The organism is Nioella sediminis (genome assembly GCF_001879695.1).
In the GTDB taxonomy this organism is placed as follows: Bacteria; Pseudomonadota; Alphaproteobacteria; order Rhodobacterales; family Rhodobacteraceae; genus Nioella; species Nioella sediminis.
Map to the genome: position 1 here is coordinate 14,752 of NZ_MNBL01000026.1, position 16,797 is coordinate 31,548.

Sequence of the window (16,797 nt, forward strand, 5' to 3'; positions counted from 1 at the left end):
GGTCTCCCTCAGCTCATCCAGTTGCCGCCGTCGACATTGTATGTCTGGGCGACGATATAGTCGGCCTCGTGCGAGGCCAGAAAAACGGCCATGCCGGTCAGATCCCGTGCAGTGCCCATGCGGCCGAAGGGAACGGCTTCACCGACCTCGCGCTTCTTCTGTCCGGGGGCCTTGTTTTCGTATTTGGCGAAGAAGGCGTCGACGCCGTCCCAGTGTTCCCCGTCCACAACGCCGGGGGCGATGGCGTTCACGTTGATCCCGTGTTTAATCAGGTCCAGCCCCGCCGACTGGGTCAGGCTGATGATGGCAGCCTTGGAGGCGCAATAGACCCCGACAAGCGCCTCACCCCGACGACCCGCCTGGCTGGCCATGTTGATGATCTTGCCACCCTGCCCGCGCTCTATCATGTGCTTGGCAACCGCCTGCATCGTGAAAAGCGCACCGGAGACATTGATCTTGAACACCCGGTCGAAGTCTTCGCGGGTGATCTCGACGATCGGGGCGGCGGAAAAGATTGCAGCATTGTTGATCAGGATGTCGATCTGGCCGAGCCTGTCCAAGGTTTCCGCTACGGCCGTGTCGATGCTGTCCTGCCGGGTCACGTCCATCTCCACGGCAATCGCCGCCGCGCCGAGATCGGCCGCCGCGGCGCGGGCGCGCGCGATGTCGATATCGGCAATCGCAACCCGCGCACCTTCCGCGACATAGGCTTCGGCGAAAGCCAGGCCGATCCCTCGAGCGGCCCCCGTGATCAGAGCCGTTTTTCCCGCCAGCCGTTTCATGCGATGCGCAGCCCGTCAGCGTCGAACTTGTGGATCTGCTCTTCCTGCGCGGTAAGCCACACGGTGTCGCCGTGCTTGGCGCTGAACTCGCCGTCCACGCGCACGGTCATGGGGTCGGTCGCGCCTTCGCGGTGGACATGCAGGAACGTGTCGGACCCCAGATGTTCAGCCACGCCGACAGTGCCTTTCCAGGCGCCATCGGTGGTCGAGATCGTGACATGCTCGGGGCGGATGCCAACCGTATGGGCCCCCCGTTTGGCGGCCTCTTCACCGGTCAGAAGATTCATCTTGGGGCTGCCGATAAAGCCCGCAACGAAGATGTTGCGCGGCGTGCGATAAAGCTCCATCGGCGACCCAACCTGTTCGATCACGCCCCCTTGCAACACCACGATCTTGTCGGCCATCGTCATCGCTTCGACCTGGTCGTGGGTCACGTAGATCATGGTCGTATCAAGCCGCTTGTGCAGTTCGCTGATTTCCAGCCGCATCCCGTGGCGCAGCGCTGCGTCAAGGTTGGACAGCGGTTCATCGAAGAGGAATGCCGCCGGTTCGCGCACGATTGCGCGGCCGATGGCGACCCGCTGACGCTGGCCACCAGAAAGCTGGCCGGGACGACGGTCGAGATAGTCGGTGAGGTTCAGCGCCTTGGCGGCAGCCTCGATCCGGCGGTTCTGCTCGTCCTGGGGGATGCCCGCCATCTTCATCGGGAAGGCGATGTTCTTGCGCACCGACATATGCGGGTAAAGCGCATAGGACTGGAACACCATCGCAAGGCCGCGCTTGGCGGGGGGCACCATGGTGGCATCCGCGCCGTCGATGCTGATGACACCGCTGGTCACGTCCTCCAGCCCCGCGATCAGGCGCAGAAGGGTGGACTTGCCGCAGCCCGAGGGGCCGACGAAGACCACAAATTCACCGTCTTCAATGGTCAGGTCCAGCGGCGGGATGACTTCAACCTCACCAAAGGCTTTACGGACTTTATCAAGCGTAATGCGTCCCATGTTCTTGGTTCCTTATTTGACGGCGCCGAAGGTCAGGCCACGGACAAGTTGTTTCTGGCTGAACCAGCCAAGGATGAGGATGGGTGCGATAGCCATGGTCGAAGCTGCGCTGAGCTTGGCGAAGAACAGACCTTCCGGGCTGGAATAGCTGGCAATGAAGGCGGTCAGAGGCGCGGCATCGACCGAGGTCAGATTCAACGTCCAGAAAGCTTCGTTCCAGGCCAGGATGAAGTTGAGCAGCAAGGTCGAGGCGATGCCCGGCACGGCCATCGGGGTGAGAACATAGAGGATCTCTTCCTTCAGGCTCGCCCCGTCCATCCGTGCAGCTTCCAGGATCTCACCGGGGATTTCCTTGAAATAGGTGTAGAGCATCCAGACGATGATCGGCAGATTGATCAGCATCAGGATCACGACCAGGGCAAACCGGTTGTCGAGCACGCCAAGCTGAATGCAGAGCAGGTAGATCGGGTAGAGCACCCCCACGGCGGGCAGCATCTTGGTCGACAGCATCCACAGCAGAATATCCTTGGTCCGCTTCGAAGGAACGAAGGCCATGGACCAGGCCGCCGGGACCGCGATGATGATACCCAGGATCGTTGACCCACCCGCGATGATGATCGAGTTGCTCAGGAATCGGCCGTAGTTGGACCGCTCCATGACCTCGGCGTAGTTCTCCAGCGTCCAGTCGAAGGCGAAGAGGACCGGCGGGTTTGCGATCGCGTCTGCCTCGGTCTTGAACGATGTCAGGATCGTCCAAAGGATCGGGAAGAAGATGAGAAGGCCGATAATCCACGCAACCGCGGTGTTCAGGGCCTTGCGTTGAGTAGTGACAGCTCTAGCCATTTCTAGTCCCTCACTTATCCAGGTTTTTGCCGACGATGCGCATCAGGAAGAGCGCAACGATATTGGCGAGGATGATGGCGTAGACACCGCCCGCCGAACCAAGGCCCACGTTCTGGCTTTCCAGCACACGCTGGAAGATCAGGTAGGTCAGGGTGCGGGTGCCGAAGGCTCCGCCCGTCGTCACGAAGATCTCTGCAAAGATCGCCAGCAGGAAGATTGTCTGGATCAGAACGACAATCGTGATGGCGCGGCTCAGGTGCGGCAGAGTGATGTAGAAGAAGCGCGACAGGGGCGAGGCGCCGTCCATTTCCGCGGCTTCCAACTGCTCGCTGTCGAGCGACTGGATCGCAGTCAGAAGGATCAGCGTCGCGAAGGGCAGCCACTGCCAGGACACGATCATGACGATCGAAAATGTTGGCACTTCCGATAACCAGACCACCGGATCCGCGCCGAAGAAGCGCCAAAGGTGGGCAAAGACACCGTTCACGGAGTCCATGAACATGTTCTTCCAGACCAGTGCAGACACGGTGGGCATCACGAAGAACGGCGCGATGACGAGGATACGGACGATCCCCTGTCCCCACATCGGCTTGTCCAGCAGGATTGCCAGAAGAACACCGAAGACGATCGAGATCAGCAGCACACCGCCGACAATCATGAGCGTCGTCAAAATCGCGGGCCAGAATGCGCTCGAAGAAACAAACCGAACGAAGTTCTCAAGACCGACGAAACCATTGTCGCCACCGCGCAGAGGGCGAAAGTCTCTGACCGAAAACCACAGGGTCATGCAAAGCGGGACAAGCATCCAGACTAGGAGAAAAAAGACCGCTGGTGCCATCATTATTCGGGCAGCGGATCGGGAATGCTGGGTAGCCATGATGGGATCCTCTCTTTCTGTCGGCGCGGGTCGGGCGTCCGGAACAGAATGCCAAGGGGAAAAAGGGCCGGCCAGTTGCGACCAGCAAAATAGAGAGAGAGAGTTGGGGGGCGGATGAGGGCCGCCCCCCGGGAGGAAGAAACCGGCCTTAGTAGCCCGCAGCTTCCATGGCTTCAGAGGTGATCGCCTGAGCGTTCGCCAGAGCCTCTTCGACGGTCTGCTGACCGGCATAGAAGGCCGAGAACTCCTGGCTTACCTCGGAGGCGATACCTGCGAACTCCGGAATGGCCGCGAACTGGATGCCGACATAGGGGCTCGGTTCAACGGTGGAGTTGTTCGGATCAGCCGACAGGATCGAGTCCAGCGTCATCTGCGCGAAGGGAACCGAGATGTAGTTCGGGTTCTCATAGAGCGAGGTCCGCGCACCCGGCGGGACGTTGGCCCAACCTTCGTTCTCGGCAACCAGCTCGATATAATCGCTGGAGGTTGCCCATTCGATGAACTGCAGCGCCGCATCCGACTGCTGCGTGCCTGCGGGAATGGCCAGCGCCCAGGCCCACAACCAGTTGGACCGCACGCCAAGACCATTGTCGGGTGCAAGCGCAAAACCGACCGAGTCCGCAACTTCCGAATCTTCCGGGTTGGTCACGAAAGACGCCGCCACGGTGGCGTCGATCCACATGCCGCAAAGGCCCTGATTGAACAGGTTCAGGTTCTCGGTGAAGCCGTTGGTCGCGTAACCGGCGGGACCGGATTCGGACATCATGCCTTCGAAGAAGGTCAGCGTGTCGAGCCAGGGTTGGGTGTCGAACTGAGCGTTCCAGTCCATGTCGAACCAGCGTGCGCCGAAGGAGTTGGACATCGCGGTGATGAAGGCGCCGCCTTCACCCCAACCGGCCTTACCGCGCAGGCAGATGCCGTTGATGTCGTTTTCACGGTCGGTCATTGCAGCCGCGGCTTCGCGGATGAACTGCCAGGTCGGGGCCTCGGGCATTTCGAGGCCAGCCGCTTCCATCAGGTCGGTGCGGTACATGACCATGGAACTTTCGCCGTAGAAGGGCGCTGCATAGAGCGTGCCCTCGTGGCTCAGACCGCCGCGCATGGCGGGCAGGATGTCGTCGACATTGTACTCTTCGGACAGGTTGTCCAGCGGAACCAGCCAGCCATTGGCGCCCCAGATCGGGGTTTCGTACATGCCGATGGTCATGATGTCGAACTGGCCGCCATTGGTAGTGATGTCGGTGGTCACGCGCTGACGCAGCACGTTTTCTTCCAGCGTTACCCACTCAACCGCGATACCGGTCGCCTCGGTGAACTGGTCCGTATAGCCCTGCATGCGGATCATGTCGCCGTTGTTCACGGTCGCGATGGTGATGGTCGTGTCCTGTGCCAGCGCTGCCGATGCAGTCAGGCAAAGTGCAAGTGCACTGGTGGTGCGAATAAGAGTCTTCGAAGACATCCTGTCCTCCCTTGATGGATGTAATGCGCTGCACCATGCGGAAGAATCATACGCGCGTCAACATAATTTTTACGCGCGTAAATTTTATGACCTTTCAGGCCGAAGCGCGAACCACCAGATGCGCGGGAAACAGGGTCTCCTGCCGGGATGAGAATCGCCCGCCGCTTTCGATCAGTTCCAAGAGGGTTTCCACACTGCGCCCCGCAACGGCGGTATAGTCATGGGCCGCCGTGGTCAGGGCCGGGCAGGTGAAACGCGAAAACGGATGATCGTCATGGGACGCCACGCGCAGATCACAATCCGACCCGCGTCCGACCTTCAGCCCCCGTTCATAACAGGCCGACAGTGCCCCGATGGCCAGACGGTCATTCGAACACAGGATGGTGTTGGTGGTGAAATCCCCGGCAGAGAGCGCCGCATGCGTGCCCTGCCGCCCGATCTCTTCAAAGGCCCACCCGTCACCTTCCATTCCCACAACCACGGGGTCCTGCCCGTGACGCTTCATCGCCTCAATATAGGCAATACGGCGCTTGTTGGCGTTCGGGTTCGCGGGGGTGCGCATTTCCAGAAAGCAGGGCGGTTCGCCGCTGCGCATCAGGTAATCGACCGTTTGATTGACGAAACTGGCGTTGTCGGACCCGACAAAGGCCTCGCCCATCCCCTCGATATTGCTGTCGAAAAGAACCGTCGGCACGTCCTCGCAAAACCGCTCAATGGCGGATCTATCCGAGGCCCGTCCCAGGGGGGCCAACAGAACACCCGCGGGTTTGAGCGACCGAAGGCTGTCGAGATTGTCGATTTCCTGCGATTGTTCGCCATGCGAGCTAAGCAGGATCGGGCGAAACCCCGCCTCGATACACAGATTCTCGATATTGCGGGCAATCTCGGCGAAGAAGGGGTCGGCCAGATAGGGCACGACGATCCCGAGATTCTTGGTCAGTCGCCGGTTCTGGTTGATGGCGAACACATTGGGGCGGTAGTCATATTGCTCCAGCGCGGCCTCGATCCGGGCGCGCGTGGTCTGGCGCACGCTGTCGGGGTCGTTGAAATACTTGGAAACGGTTGGCCGCGAGATGCCGCTGACGGCGGCGAACTCTTCCATGTTCCTGATCTTGCGGTCGCTCATTGGCAGGTCGTTCCCTTCAAACCCAGGCCGGGCATCACGCGGCTGACCCAAAAAACGTGCATCAAACATGCCGCGCGTTAAATATCTGCTCTTTCAAGGTAGGCAGCCTGCCCCGGACCCGTCAAGTTGAACGGGCTGAAAACCCTACCAGTGCGGTGGCTTCTGATCGGCCAGCGGCACCGAGCCGCCCTGATCAAGCTCGCGCTCTGCCTCGCGGTTCATAAGCATCTCGACCCGGCGGGTTAGAACCGCAATCTCCCGGTCTTGGCGCGCAATCACGTCAGACAGATCCTCGACCTGACGGGTCAGGTGGGCCAGTGTTTCCTCAAGATGGGTTGTGTCACTCATATGCTCTTCCTACAGGGTTTTGCCCGAAAGGCCAGCCCGCCGCCTTGCCCCCACGCGCCCCCCAAGTTAAACGCCCGGTGAACCCCGGATCCTAACGGATGGCAAGCATGGCCAAGCAAAAGAAACAGCCCCGCCCCAAGGCAGAAACGCCCAAGGGCTTCCGCGACTATTTCGGCGCGGAAGTGACCGAGCGCAAGGAGATGCTGGACCGGATCGCCGAGGTCTATCATCGCTATGGCTTCGATCCGCTGGAAACCTCCGCCGTGGAAACGGTCGAGGCGCTTGGCAAGTTCCTGCCCGACGTGGACCGGCCCAATGCGGGCGTGTTCGCGTGGCAGGAGGAAGACGACGGAAAATGGCTGGCGCTGCGCTATGACATGACCGCGCCCTTGGCCCGCGTCGCCGCCCAGTTCCGCAACGACCTGCCTGCGCCGTATCGGCGGTTCACCATGGGGCCGGTCTGGCGGAATGAGAAACCGGGGCCGGGGCGCTTCCGCCAGTTCTACCAATGCGACGCGGATACCGTTGGCGCGCCCTCCGTCGCCGCCGACGCCGAGATCTGCGCGATGCTCGCCGACACGCTGGAGGCCGTGGGCATCCCGCGCGGGGATTACATCGTTCGGGTGAACAACCGGAAGGTGCTGACCGGCGTTCTGGAGGTAGCCGGCGTGATTACTTACTCAGGGCCACCGCACGACCTCAAGACAATTACCCATGAGCTCGAAGAAAACACCGCGCAGCAAGAAGCTGTCCTGCGCACCATCGACAAGTTCGACAAGGTGGGCGAAGCCGGTGTACGCGAGCTGCTCGGCAAGGGCCGCCTCGATGCCTCCGGTGCCTATATCGACGGCGTGGGGCTGAGCGACGCACAAGCCGAACCAGTGATCGCGTTCCTGACATCTAAGGGAGCGAACGCAGAGGAGACGCTGGCAAATCTCCGTGCCGCCATCGGTGAGTCCACCACCGGCGCTGAAGGCGTCGAAGAGCTTGAAACCATCGCCTCCCTTCTCGACGCGCAGGGCTACGGCCCCGACCGCATTGTCATCGACCCCTCGGTCGTGCGTGGTCTGGGTTACTACACCGGTCCGGTCTACGAAGCCGAACTGACCTTCGAGGTGCTCGACGACAAGGGCCGCCCGCGCCAGTTTGGCTCGGTGGCAGGCGGCGGGCGCTATGACGATCTGGTCAAGCGCTTCACCGGGCAGGCGGTGCCCGCGACGGGCGTCTCCATCGGGGTGGACCGGCTGCTGGCCGCGCTGCGCGAAAAGGGCCGGATCGGCGGCACCATGCAAGGCCCCGTGGTGGTGACCGTCATGGACCGCGACCGGATGGCGGAGTACCAGAAAATGGCGACCGAGCTGCGCAATGCGGGCATCCGGGCCGAGGTCTATCTGGGCAACCCCAAGAATTTCGGCAACCAGCTGAAATACGCGGACAAGCGCGAAAGCCCGGTGGCGATCATCCAGGGATCCGACGAGGCTGAGCGCGGCGTGGTGCAAATCAAGGACCTGATTCTTGGCGCGCAGATCGCGCAGGAGGCCAGCCTTGAGGAATGGAAGTCCCAACCTGCACAACGCGAAGTGCCGGTTGCCGATCTGGTCGCCGAAGTGAAGGCCATTCTGGACCGGGGCAAATGACCGACAAGATCACCGTCCGGGCCGAGGCTGAGCGGCTCTTCGCCTTCTTCAAGGCGTCTGGCGCCATGGCCATCGACGCCGATCTGCTGCAACCGGCGGATACGCTGCTGGACCTCTATGGCGAGGATATCCGTGCGCGGGCCTATGTCACGCAGGACCCGAACCGGGGCGAGATGATGCTGCGCCCCGACTTCACCGTGCCGGTGGTGCAGACCCATATGGAACATGGCGGCGAGCCGGCACGCTATACCTATCTGGGCGAGGTGTTTCGGAAGCAGCAGGCCGATTCCGGTCGCGCCACGGAATACCTGCAAGTGGGGTATGAGCTTTTCGACCGCGAAGACCCGGAACGCGCCGATGCCGAGGTGTTTTCGCTGTTCAACGAGGTTCTGTCCCCGCTCGGGCTGCGTCCGGCCACCGGCGATATCGGCATTCTCAAGGCCGCCGTGGAAACTCTGACCACGACGGAACGGCGCAAGGGCGCCCTGATGCGCCATATCTGGCGACCCCGCCGGTTCCGCGCCCTGCTGGACCGGTTCACGGGCCGGGTGGACATGGACGCCGCCCGCAAAGCGCTGCTGGACCGGGTTGCCAAGGACGGGGCCGAGGCGGTTGTCCAAAGCGGCGGCCCCGAAATTGGCCTGCGCAGCCGCGAAGACGTGCTCGCCCGCATTGCCCATCTTCAGGCCGACGCCGCAGAACCCCCGATCAGCCGCAGCGAGGCGGAAGTTCTGGATGTGATCCTATCCTTGCGGGAAACCCTGCCGAACGCGCATCAGCACCTGCGTGATATCACCGTCGACCTGCCCGGCATGGCCGCTTCCGTGGACCGCATGGCCCGGCGCATGGATGCGCTGGCCGCTGCCGGGATCACGGTCGAAGACCTGCCCTTCGAGGCGAGCTTTGGCCGCACGACGCTGGAATACTATGATGGCTTTGTCTTTGGCTTCGTCGCCGAGGGCCGCCCCGACCTGCCCCCCGTGGCCACCGGTGGCCGCTATGATGCGCTGACCCGCGTTCTGGGGCGCGGGCAGGAAATCCCCGCCGTTGGCGGCGTGATCCGCCCCGAACTGGTGCAGCAATTGCGGGAGGGTCTGGCATGACCCTGAAACTCGGTGTGCCCTCCAAGGGCCGGCTGATGGAAAAGACCTTCGACTGGTTCGCCGACCGGGGCATCGACATGCGCCGCAGCGGGTCGGACCGGGAATACGCGGCCCAAGTGGACGGGGCGGATGTGGACCTGGTGCTGCTTAGCGCCGGAGAGATCCCGCGTGAATTGCAGGCAGGTCGCATCCATTTGGGCGTGACCGGCAGCGATCTCGTGCGCGAACGCATTCCCGCCTGGCAGGATGTTGTGCGCGAATTGCAGCCCATGGGCTTTGGCTTTGCCGATCTGATCATCGCGGTGCCCGCCTTCTGGGTGGATGTAAATTCGCTCGACGATCTCGATGCCGCCGCCGCCGATTTCCGCCGCCGTCACGGCCACCGCCTGCGAATCGCCACCAAGTATCACCGGCTGGTGAGAGAGTTCCTGCGCGATGCGGGCGTGGCGGACTATCAACTGGTCGATAGCCAGGGCGCGACCGAGGGCACTGTCAAGAACCTGACCGCCGAGGCCATCGCAGACATCACCTCGACCGGCGAAACCCTGCGCGCCAACCACCTGACGATCCTTCCCGGCGGGCTGATACATCGCAGTCAGGCGGTACTGTTCAAGTCGCGTACCGCAGATTGGTCCAATGGGAACAAAGAGATACTGGAAGAGCTGACGGACCGGCTGCAGGGGTGAAGCAATTCGACCCGGCTCGGTTCGGGTGTTGGATTCTTTTCATGACGGTTTTTGCCAGCCTTTGCGCCCTGCCTTCTCTTTTTTCTTTGACTTTCATTGAAGCCACCCTAACTGAAACAAGTTTGCCACGGCTCAAGAGGAAAATTCCCGGATCGCTACGCAAACTGTATCAATCGAACGATTGCTTTTGTTAATCTTAGTTAACGGAGTCTTCCGAGTCCGTTCGCTTGCGGGACATCGACGGCAATTTCCGCCCCTGCCCCCAAGATAAAGACATTTAAAAATTGGAGAGCCGCAATGAGCATTCGCATCCTGCTCGCTACTGCCGCCGTCATCGCCCTTCCCGGCGCTGCACTGGCCCAGACTGCCCCGTCCATGAGTTCAACGATCACCCTGGGTTTTTCCAGCACCTCGCTGGATGCGCTTGGGACAGGTATCGACCTGACAACCACGTCTCTGGATGTGGATTCCGACATCTCTTTTGGCCCGAGCGTGAATGTCGGCCTGGACTTCGGCCTTTCGATGACCGAGATCGACACCCCGCTGCCAATCGGCATCGACGCCGATCTGATGAGCTTCGGGTTTGAACCATCCTATCACTTCGCCAACGGTGCCTATATCGGTGCCTACTATCGCATGGGCGATCTGGACATCTCCGTTTCGCTTCTGCCCATCACGCTTGGCGTCGACACGCAGCAATCCGGTATCTTCGCAGGGTACGAGAGCGGGCCGCTCTGGGTCGAGGTCTTCTATGGCACCTCTGACACCGATCCCGGCATTGGCGGCATCGACATCACCGACTATGGTCTGGCGGCGTCTTATGACGTGATGCCCAACCTGGAAGTCTTCGGCAGCTACACGCGCACCAATATCGACTTCGGCGGTGGCGATATCGACCTGAGCCTTTACGCAATCGGGGCCGACTATGACTTCGGCAACGGATTGTCGCTTTATGGCTCTGTCGGTCGTCTCGACGTCGGCCTGCCGCTCCCGATCAGCATCGACGCCACCCAGATCTCTTTGGGTCTGGCCTATGATCTGGCTCAGGCCGGTGGCGGCTTCCCCGGCATTGTCGCGCTTGAGGTTTCCAGAACCAACATGGATCTCGGCCCGATCACGGCTGATGCCACGTCCGTGGGGCTCAGCCTGACCATTCCGCTTGGCAACAACGCCTCGACGACGCCGCTGAACTCGCACAGCCAGGTGGCTCGTGGCGCATACCGCTCGGCGATCTCGGGTGGCCTCGCCGCTCTGCGCTGAAGCGCGTCAGCAATACAGCGAAAAGGCCGGGTGCATCAGCGCCCGGCCTTTTTCAGTTGCATAACGCTCCGGTGGCCGTGCGTCACAAAACCCCCAGATCGGCCAGGGCATTCTGCAGATCCAGCGGTAGCGTCTCTTCCTGCGCGCGGGCGCCGGACAGATCTCGCGGGGCATCCTCAGGCTTCAGATAGCGCCAGCCCTGAAAGGCCCGCTTGGGGGTTGCCTCGACCCGGACGAGCCGCTTGTCCAACACGATGGCACAGCGGCGGATGCCATCCTGCCCGATGACCTCTTCCAGCCGCAGCACCTTTTGCCGCGCCTGAACGAACCCTTTGATCACCCAGTAGATCGACCCGCCTGCCAAGATCTCGGCCTCGCGCTTGGGCCACATGCGGGTGACGTGGCGGGGCTGCCCGTCAGGCCAGCGGTCATGCGCCGTAGCCTGCCAGGCGGCAAGATCGTCGACCGTTTCCGTCCCGACGCTGAGCTTTAAGAGATGCGTAAACTTGGCTGCCATCGGTCCCCCTTGCTGATCTGCAACATAGGGCGGTTCCCCATGCCTGCCAAGTTGACCCGGGCAGGTCTTGTGGGTATCTTCGTCCGTCCCCCCTACCAATATGGATAATGACCAATGAGCCGCTTCTCCGCCCCGATTGCCGAAGCCATCTGGGACATGAAATACCGGCTCAAACAGGCCGATGGCACGCCCATTGACCAATCCATCGAGGATACGTGGCGCCGAATCGCCCGCGCGCTGGCCGAGGTGGAGACCGACCCCGCCACCTGGGAAGACCGGTTCTATGCCGCGCTGGAGGATTTCAAATACCTGCCCGCAGGCCGCATCACGGCGGGCGCAGGCACCGGGCGCAATGTGACGCTGTTCAACTGCTTCGTCATGGGCACGATCCCCGACAGCCTGGCGGGCATCTTCGAAAATCTGAAAGAGGCCGCGCTGACCATGCAGCAGGGCGGCGGGATCGGCTATGATTTCTCCACCATTCGCCCCAAGGGCGCGGATGTGATGGGTGTGGCCGCCGATGCCTCGGGCCCGCTCAGCTTCATGGATGTCTGGGACGCGATGTGCCGCACGATCATGTCGGCAGGCAGCCGCCGGGGCGCGATGATGGCGACGATGCGCTGCGACCACCCGGATATCGAGGCCTTCATCACCGCCAAATCCGATCCCGCCCGCCTGCGCATGTTCAACATGAGCGTGCTGGTGACCGACCCCTTCATGGAGGCGGTGAAGGCCGATGGCCCGTGGGAGCTGGTCTTTGGCGGCAAGGTCTACCATACCGTTCAGGCGCGGGATCTGTGGAACCGGATCATGCAGTCGACCTATGATTATGCCGAACCGGGCGTGATCTTCATCGACCGTATCAATGCGGCCAACAACCTTGGTTATGCGGAAACCATCTCTGCCACCAACCCTTGTGGCGAACAGCCCCTGCCGCCTTATGGTGCCTGCCTTCTAGGGTCCGTCAACCTTGCGCGGCTGGTCAGCGATCCGTTCACGGAGGCAGCCCAACTGAACGCTGCCGCGCTGGACGATCTGGTCGCCACCGCCGTGCGGATGATGGATAACGTGGTCGATGCATCCAAATTCCCGCTGGAGGCGCAGGCGCAGGAGGCACAGGCGAAGCGACGTATCGGGCTTGGCGTGACGGGGCTGGCCGATGCACTGCTGATGCTGGGGCTGCGCTATGGCTCGGACGAGGCCGCCGCGCAAACGGAAGGGTGGATGAGGCAGATCGCCCATGCCGCCTATCGCGCCTCGGTCGATCTGGCGAAGGAACGCGGGGCGTTCCCGCTGTTCGACGCCGACGCTTTCCTTGCCTCGGGCAACATGCAGAACATGGACGAGGCCCTGCGCGACGACATAAGGCAATATGGCATCCGCAACGCGCTGCTGACCTCTATCGCACCAACCGGGACGATCAGCCTTTATGCGGGCAATGTCAGTTCCGGCATCGAGCCGGTCTTCGCCTACGCCTATACCCGCAAGGTGCTGCAGCGCGACGGCAGCCGTACCCAGGAAGAGGTCGTCGATTACGCCGTCAAACTGTGGCGCGACCTGAAGGGCGACGCGCCCCTGCCCGACTATTTCGTCAACGCCCAGACCCTGCCGCCCGCCGATCACGTCAAGATGCAGGCCGCCGCGCAGAAATGGGTGGATTCCAGCATCTCCAAGACGATCAACTGCCCCGAGGATATCAGCTTCGAGGCATTCAAGGATGTTTACATGCAGGCCTGGGATACGGGCTGCAAGGGCTGCACCACCTACCGGCCCAATGATGTGACGGGGTCGGTGCTGAGTGTCAGCGAGGCCGAGGACAAACCCGTTGCGGAACAACCCGACGCCGATGGGGACGTCGTCTACATCGCCGAACCGCTCGACCGCCCGCAGGAGCTGGAGGGCCAGACCTACAAGCTGAAATGGCCGGATTCGAACCACGCGATCTATATCACCATCAATGACATCGTCATCGCGGGCCACAGACGTCCGTTCGAGATCTTCATCAACTCCAAGAACATGGAGCATTTCGCCTGGACCGTGGCCCTGACCCGCATGATCAGCGCCGTGTTCCGGCGCGGCGGTGACGTGTCCTTCGTGGTGGAGGAGCTGAAAGCGGTGTTCGACCCACGCGGCGGCGCGTGGATGCAGGGCAAATACGTGCCGTCCATTCTGGCCGCGATCGGCGGCGTGATCGAAAAGCACCTGATCGCCATCGGCTTCATCGAGGGGGAGGGCATGGGCCTGAAGGACGACCCCCGTGCCAAGGTCGCCGCCATCGGCACCCCCAACCCACGGGGCGCGGCCTGTCCGTCCTGCGGGGAATACGGGATGCGCATGGTCGAGGGCTGCATGACCTGCCCAAGCTGCGGCCACAGCAAATGCGCCTGACCGGTCGGGCGGGGCTCAGCCCTGCCCCATCAACCGGGCATGCAGGATCATTTCAGGGCGGTATTCGAAATGCATCCCGTCGTAATGGTGCCATTTGCCGCCCCAGATGAACCCGTAGCGTTCGAAGGCCTGCACGATCTCGGCGGGGATGCGGTTGTTGTACTCGGTCGCCTGCCCCTGCGCCGCACCCGACCATCTCCAGTAGCCGCCAAGTTCGGTGTTCAGATCGACGGCGATGCCGAAGCTGTGCACCGAAAGCCGGTCCGTGCCCGCAATGACCCGCCAGTTGAAGCTGCCGCCGGAATTCTCGAAATAGACTGCATAATCGGGGCCAAGTGCCTCGATCTCGGTCAGGGCGGCGTCCAGCTGGACATGGACACAATGATCTTGCGTGACGTTGAAGCGGGTCGCGCCGCCCGGCCCGTCATAGCTGACCCGGGTCAGCGTGGCGCGCACCTCTGCCTGCGTCTCGGCATAAAGCGCGCGAAAGAAATCGTCGTTGCGCAGCCGGCCGGGATCATGGAACGCGCTGCGCCGGTCGGTCAGCGAGAAGTCCAGCGGGTAGACGTAAACAAACTGATCGCCAAGCGTTGCATCGATCAGCCGAGCCGCCGGGTCCACCTGCCGCGCCGGCGCAAAGGGCAGTACCGTGCCGCTGGCAAAGGTGACGGTCCCCGCTGCCCGGTCGAGGTCGAGCCCCGGATAAGCGGTTTCAAGCGCGGTTTCCACCGGATCGCCCACGCTGCGCAGCGGCAGGGTCAGCCAGTTCACCGGCGTACAATCGGCAGCCGCCGTAGAGGCCGCAAGGCAGAGGGCCAGACAGAGGCGCAACATCAGAACACGTCAACCCGGATCGCGGTGCCAGTGTTGCCATGGCCCAGGATCTCGACCCGTATCATCACCTCGCCATTCATGATGGCATTGCGCGCCGCAGGCGAGATCGACCCGGCGGCCAGCATCTGCTCGGCGCGTGCGCGGTTGGTGAAACTGCTGAAGAAACTGTCCCACTGGTCGCCCGGATCGGCCTCGCCGTAGCGGTGGTAGTTGGCACGGTCCTGACGGATGATCTGCCATGGTTCCGTCAGGCGCTGGCCATTCGAATTGTAGTGATCGTTCCAGCTGAGGAAGGCGGTATAGCTTTCGATCACCGGCAGACCGCCCAGCTGCGGGGCCGGTTGACCTTGCATCGAGCCGCCGCCCGCGACATCGACCCGAATATGGGTGCCCGTCGCGCCCTGCCCCCAGATTTCGACCTGCACCAGAACCGGGCCGTTCACGATGGCATTGCGCGCCGCAGGCGAGACATAGCCGTTTGCCAACATCTGTTCCGCCCGCGCCCGGTTGGTGAAATCGCTGAAGAAACTGTCCCATTGGTCCTGCGGGTCGGCCTCGCCGTAGCGGTGATAATTGGCACGGTCCTGGCGGATGATCTGCCAAGGCTCCGTCAGCCGCTGACCGTTGGAATTGTAGTGGTCATTCCAGCTGAGCAGCGCCGTATAGCTTTCCAGCAATTGCTGTGCCTGGGCCTGCGGGTGGCCTGCAAAGGCAACAATCACTGCGATGGCAGTCAGGATCAGTCTCATGGGCGGTGTCTCCTCTGCGCTGTGGCACGTCCGTTATGGCCTTGGCCACAACTCTGGCCGAGCCGGCGCAGGCGTGCCTTGAGCAGGATCAAACCGGGCAGGCCACAACGCCTAGCCCTGTCCCCGATGCTGTGATAATCTGGCCGCAATTCCCGCATAGACCGGGGAAAAACCGGTAACGGACATGAGGCAGTGATATGTGGCAGGCAGTTCGCCAAGCAGGAGCCATCCTGTGTGCACTTGGTCTTTCCAGTTCCTTGGCGTCGGCTCAGGGAATCTTTGACGGGCGTGAAACGCTCGGCCAGGCGCGCCTTTTCACCAACGACCTGATTGGCGATGGCCGCGACCGCTGGCGGTCCGGGGCCTATGGCATCAGCACCGTGCGCGGTCCGTCCTGGGACGGGTATCTGCCCCTGCGCATGGGCGAAATCATGGAATACCGCTTTCGCGGCGAGGTGATCACACCGGCCAGCATCAGCAACCCCGCCCCCGGCGACCGGCTTTACGCCGGGGTGCTGTCTGTCGGCGCGCATACGCATTTTTCATGGAACGGGTTCGACGTGGCGCTTGGCGCGGATATCGTTGCAATGGGCGAACAGACGGGCATCCGTCATCTCCAAGAGGTGGTACACGAGGCATTCAGCCTGCAATCCAGCCGGGTCGAAAGCTTTCAGGTCGACAACGGTGTCTACCTGCATGGCACCGCCGAAATCGGGCGCGAGTTTTCTTTCGGACCGGGCCATGTGCGCCCCTTCCTGGAGCTGCAAGCCGGGGTTGAAACCATGGCGCGTGTCGGGTTCGACCTGACATTTGGCAACTACGGTCAGGGCGGGCTGCGCCTGCGCGACGTGACCACCGGCCACCGGATCAGCGCCATCGACAGCGAAGACGATCACGGGTTTTCCCTGCTGCTTGGCGGTGACTACGCGTGGGTCGAGAGTTCCCGCTACCTGCCGTCGGACCGGGGCTATACGCCCGAGGACACCCGTTATCGCCTGCGCGCCGGGATGAACTATGCCTTTGGCCATTCCAATATCTTCTACGGGCTAACCTATCTGTCCGAGGAATTCGTGGGCCAGAGCGAGGGCCAGACCATCGGGTCCGTCACCATCGCTCTGGAATTCTGACGCCCCGATTCGCATTTTTTCGAATCGCAGGCGAATCACCCCCTTCCCAAGGTGATTCGC

The 16,797-nt window shown here is 62.1% G+C and carries 16 protein-coding genes; 6 read left to right on the top strand and 10 right to left on the bottom strand.

What is annotated here, in order from left to right:
• Positions 1-8: 8 nt before the first annotated feature.
• The 7 genes from BKY26_RS02820 to BKY26_RS02850 form a co-directional block, all read right to left on the bottom strand.
• A complete protein-coding gene (locus tag BKY26_RS02820; protein WP_071688884.1) occupies positions 9-782 on the bottom strand; it encodes an L-iditol 2-dehydrogenase in 774 nt (257 codons plus the stop codon).
• Positions 779-1,783: an ABC transporter ATP-binding protein gene (locus BKY26_RS02825; protein ID WP_071688885.1), complete on the bottom strand. Its 1,005-nt coding sequence runs from the start codon at positions 1,781-1,783 to the stop codon at positions 779-781. Before BKY26_RS02825 ends, BKY26_RS02820 begins: the two co-directional genes overlap by 4 nt.
• A gap of 12 nt (positions 1,784-1,795) precedes the next feature.
• Positions 1,796-2,626: a carbohydrate ABC transporter permease gene (locus BKY26_RS02830; protein ID WP_071688886.1), complete on the bottom strand. Its 831-nt coding sequence runs from the start codon at positions 2,624-2,626 to the stop codon at positions 1,796-1,798.
• 10 nt (positions 2,627-2,636) lie between these two features.
• Positions 2,637-3,503: a carbohydrate ABC transporter permease gene (locus BKY26_RS02835; RefSeq protein ID WP_071688887.1), complete on the bottom strand. Its 867-nt coding sequence runs from the start codon at positions 3,501-3,503 to the stop codon at positions 2,637-2,639.
• Between the two features lie 148 nt (positions 3,504-3,651).
• Positions 3,652-4,962 (bottom strand): ABC transporter substrate-binding protein, encoded by a 1,311-nt coding sequence (locus BKY26_RS02840; protein ID WP_071688888.1) that lies wholly within the window; start codon positions 4,960-4,962, stop codon positions 3,652-3,654.
• A gap of 94 nt (positions 4,963-5,056) precedes the next feature.
• On the bottom strand, positions 5,057-6,088 hold the full coding sequence (locus tag BKY26_RS02845) for a LacI family DNA-binding transcriptional regulator (RefSeq protein ID WP_071688920.1): 1,032 nt from the start codon (positions 6,086-6,088) through the stop codon (positions 5,057-5,059).
• Positions 6,089-6,232: 144 nt separating this feature from the next.
• Positions 6,233-6,436: a SlyX family protein gene (locus BKY26_RS02850; protein ID WP_071688889.1), complete on the bottom strand. Its 204-nt coding sequence runs from the start codon at positions 6,434-6,436 to the stop codon at positions 6,233-6,235.
• A 107-nt stretch (positions 6,437-6,543) separates the two neighbouring features.
• Here BKY26_RS02850 and hisS point away from each other — a divergent pair, with 107 nt between their 5' ends.
• The 4 genes from hisS to BKY26_RS02870 all read left to right on the top strand — a co-directional run bounded on the left by hisS (position 6,544) and on the right by BKY26_RS02870 (position 11,122).
• Positions 6,544-8,073 carry a histidine--tRNA ligase gene (hisS, locus tag BKY26_RS02855; protein ID WP_071688890.1) on the top strand — a complete coding sequence of 510 codons (1,530 nt, stop codon included), beginning with the start codon at positions 6,544-6,546 and terminating at the stop codon, positions 8,071-8,073.
• Complete coding sequence (locus BKY26_RS02860) at positions 8,070-9,176, top strand: ATP phosphoribosyltransferase regulatory subunit (RefSeq protein WP_071688891.1); 1,107 nt, start codon at positions 8,070-8,072, stop codon at positions 9,174-9,176. Before hisS ends, BKY26_RS02860 begins: the two co-directional genes overlap by 4 nt.
• Complete coding sequence (hisG, locus tag BKY26_RS02865) at positions 9,173-9,862, top strand: ATP phosphoribosyltransferase (RefSeq protein WP_071688892.1); 690 nt, start codon at positions 9,173-9,175, stop codon at positions 9,860-9,862. Before BKY26_RS02860 ends, hisG begins: the two co-directional genes overlap by 4 nt.
• 297 nt (positions 9,863-10,159) lie before the next feature.
• Complete coding sequence (locus BKY26_RS02870; protein WP_071688893.1) at positions 10,160-11,122, top strand: porin; 963 nt, start codon at positions 10,160-10,162, stop codon at positions 11,120-11,122.
• Positions 11,123-11,204: 82 nt separating this feature from the next.
• Here BKY26_RS02870 and BKY26_RS02875 read toward each other — a convergent pair whose 3' ends face one another.
• Positions 11,205-11,639, bottom strand: coding sequence for a DUF1489 family protein (locus BKY26_RS02875; protein WP_071688894.1), 435 nt, complete (start codon positions 11,637-11,639; stop codon positions 11,205-11,207).
• A gap of 114 nt (positions 11,640-11,753) precedes the next feature.
• Between BKY26_RS02875 and BKY26_RS02880 the strand changes: the two genes are divergently transcribed.
• Complete coding sequence (locus BKY26_RS02880) at positions 11,754-14,027, top strand: adenosylcobalamin-dependent ribonucleoside-diphosphate reductase (RefSeq protein WP_071688895.1); 2,274 nt, start codon at positions 11,754-11,756, stop codon at positions 14,025-14,027.
• A 15-nt stretch (positions 14,028-14,042) separates the two neighbouring features.
• On the opposite strand, the gene BKY26_RS02885 is transcribed toward BKY26_RS02880, so the two are convergent.
• Together BKY26_RS02885 and BKY26_RS20590 are read right to left on the bottom strand one after the other, a co-directional pair.
• Complete coding sequence (locus tag BKY26_RS02885) at positions 14,043-14,861, bottom strand: M15 family metallopeptidase (protein WP_071688896.1); 819 nt, start codon at positions 14,859-14,861, stop codon at positions 14,043-14,045.
• Positions 14,861-15,610: a hypothetical protein gene (locus BKY26_RS20590; protein ID WP_227434901.1), complete on the bottom strand. Its 750-nt coding sequence runs from the start codon at positions 15,608-15,610 to the stop codon at positions 14,861-14,863. Before BKY26_RS20590 ends, BKY26_RS02885 begins: the two co-directional genes overlap by 1 nt.
• Positions 15,611-15,807: 197 nt before the next feature.
• Between BKY26_RS20590 and BKY26_RS02895 the strand changes: the two genes are divergently transcribed.
• A complete protein-coding gene (locus BKY26_RS02895) occupies positions 15,808-16,737 on the top strand; it encodes a lipid A-modifier LpxR family protein (protein WP_071688897.1) in 930 nt (309 codons plus the stop codon).
• The last annotated feature ends 60 nt before the right edge of the window (positions 16,738-16,797 follow it).

Bases quoted from the DNA above. Each gene is read 5' to 3' on its own strand.
- BKY26_RS02820 (WP_071688884.1), bottom strand. From the start codon at position 782: ATGAAACGGCTGGCGGGAAAAACGGCTCTGATCACGGGGGCCGCTCGA.
- BKY26_RS02825 (WP_071688885.1), bottom strand. From the start codon at position 1,783: ATGGGACGCATTACGCTTGATAAAGTCCGTAAAGCCTTTGGTGAGGTT.
- BKY26_RS02830 (WP_071688886.1), bottom strand. From the start codon at position 2,626: ATGGCTAGAGCTGTCACTACTCAACGCAAGGCCCTGAACACCGCGGTT.
- BKY26_RS02835 (WP_071688887.1), bottom strand. From the start codon at position 3,503: ATGGCTACCCAGCATTCCCGATCCGCTGCCCGAATAATGATGGCACCA.
- BKY26_RS02840 (WP_071688888.1), bottom strand. From the start codon at position 4,962: ATGTCTTCGAAGACTCTTATTCGCACCACCAGTGCACTTGCACTTTGC.
- BKY26_RS02845 (WP_071688920.1), bottom strand. From the start codon at position 6,088: ATGAGCGACCGCAAGATCAGGAACATGGAAGAGTTCGCCGCCGTCAGC.
- BKY26_RS02850 (WP_071688889.1), bottom strand. From the start codon at position 6,436: ATGAGTGACACAACCCATCTTGAGGAAACACTGGCCCACCTGACCCGT.
- hisS (WP_071688890.1), top strand. From the start codon at position 6,544: ATGGCCAAGCAAAAGAAACAGCCCCGCCCCAAGGCAGAAACGCCCAAG.
- BKY26_RS02860 (WP_071688891.1), top strand. From the start codon at position 8,070: ATGACCGACAAGATCACCGTCCGGGCCGAGGCTGAGCGGCTCTTCGCC.
- hisG (WP_071688892.1), top strand. From the start codon at position 9,173: ATGACCCTGAAACTCGGTGTGCCCTCCAAGGGCCGGCTGATGGAAAAG.
- BKY26_RS02870 (WP_071688893.1), top strand. From the start codon at position 10,160: ATGAGCATTCGCATCCTGCTCGCTACTGCCGCCGTCATCGCCCTTCCC.
- BKY26_RS02875 (WP_071688894.1), bottom strand. From the start codon at position 11,639: ATGGCAGCCAAGTTTACGCATCTCTTAAAGCTCAGCGTCGGGACGGAA.
- BKY26_RS02880 (WP_071688895.1), top strand. From the start codon at position 11,754: ATGAGCCGCTTCTCCGCCCCGATTGCCGAAGCCATCTGGGACATGAAA.
- BKY26_RS02885 (WP_071688896.1), bottom strand. From the start codon at position 14,861: ATGTTGCGCCTCTGTCTGGCCCTCTGCCTTGCGGCCTCTACGGCGGCT.
- BKY26_RS20590 (WP_227434901.1), bottom strand. From the start codon at position 15,610: ATGAGACTGATCCTGACTGCCATCGCAGTGATTGTTGCCTTTGCAGGC.
- BKY26_RS02895 (WP_071688897.1), top strand. From the start codon at position 15,808: ATGTGGCAGGCAGTTCGCCAAGCAGGAGCCATCCTGTGTGCACTTGGT.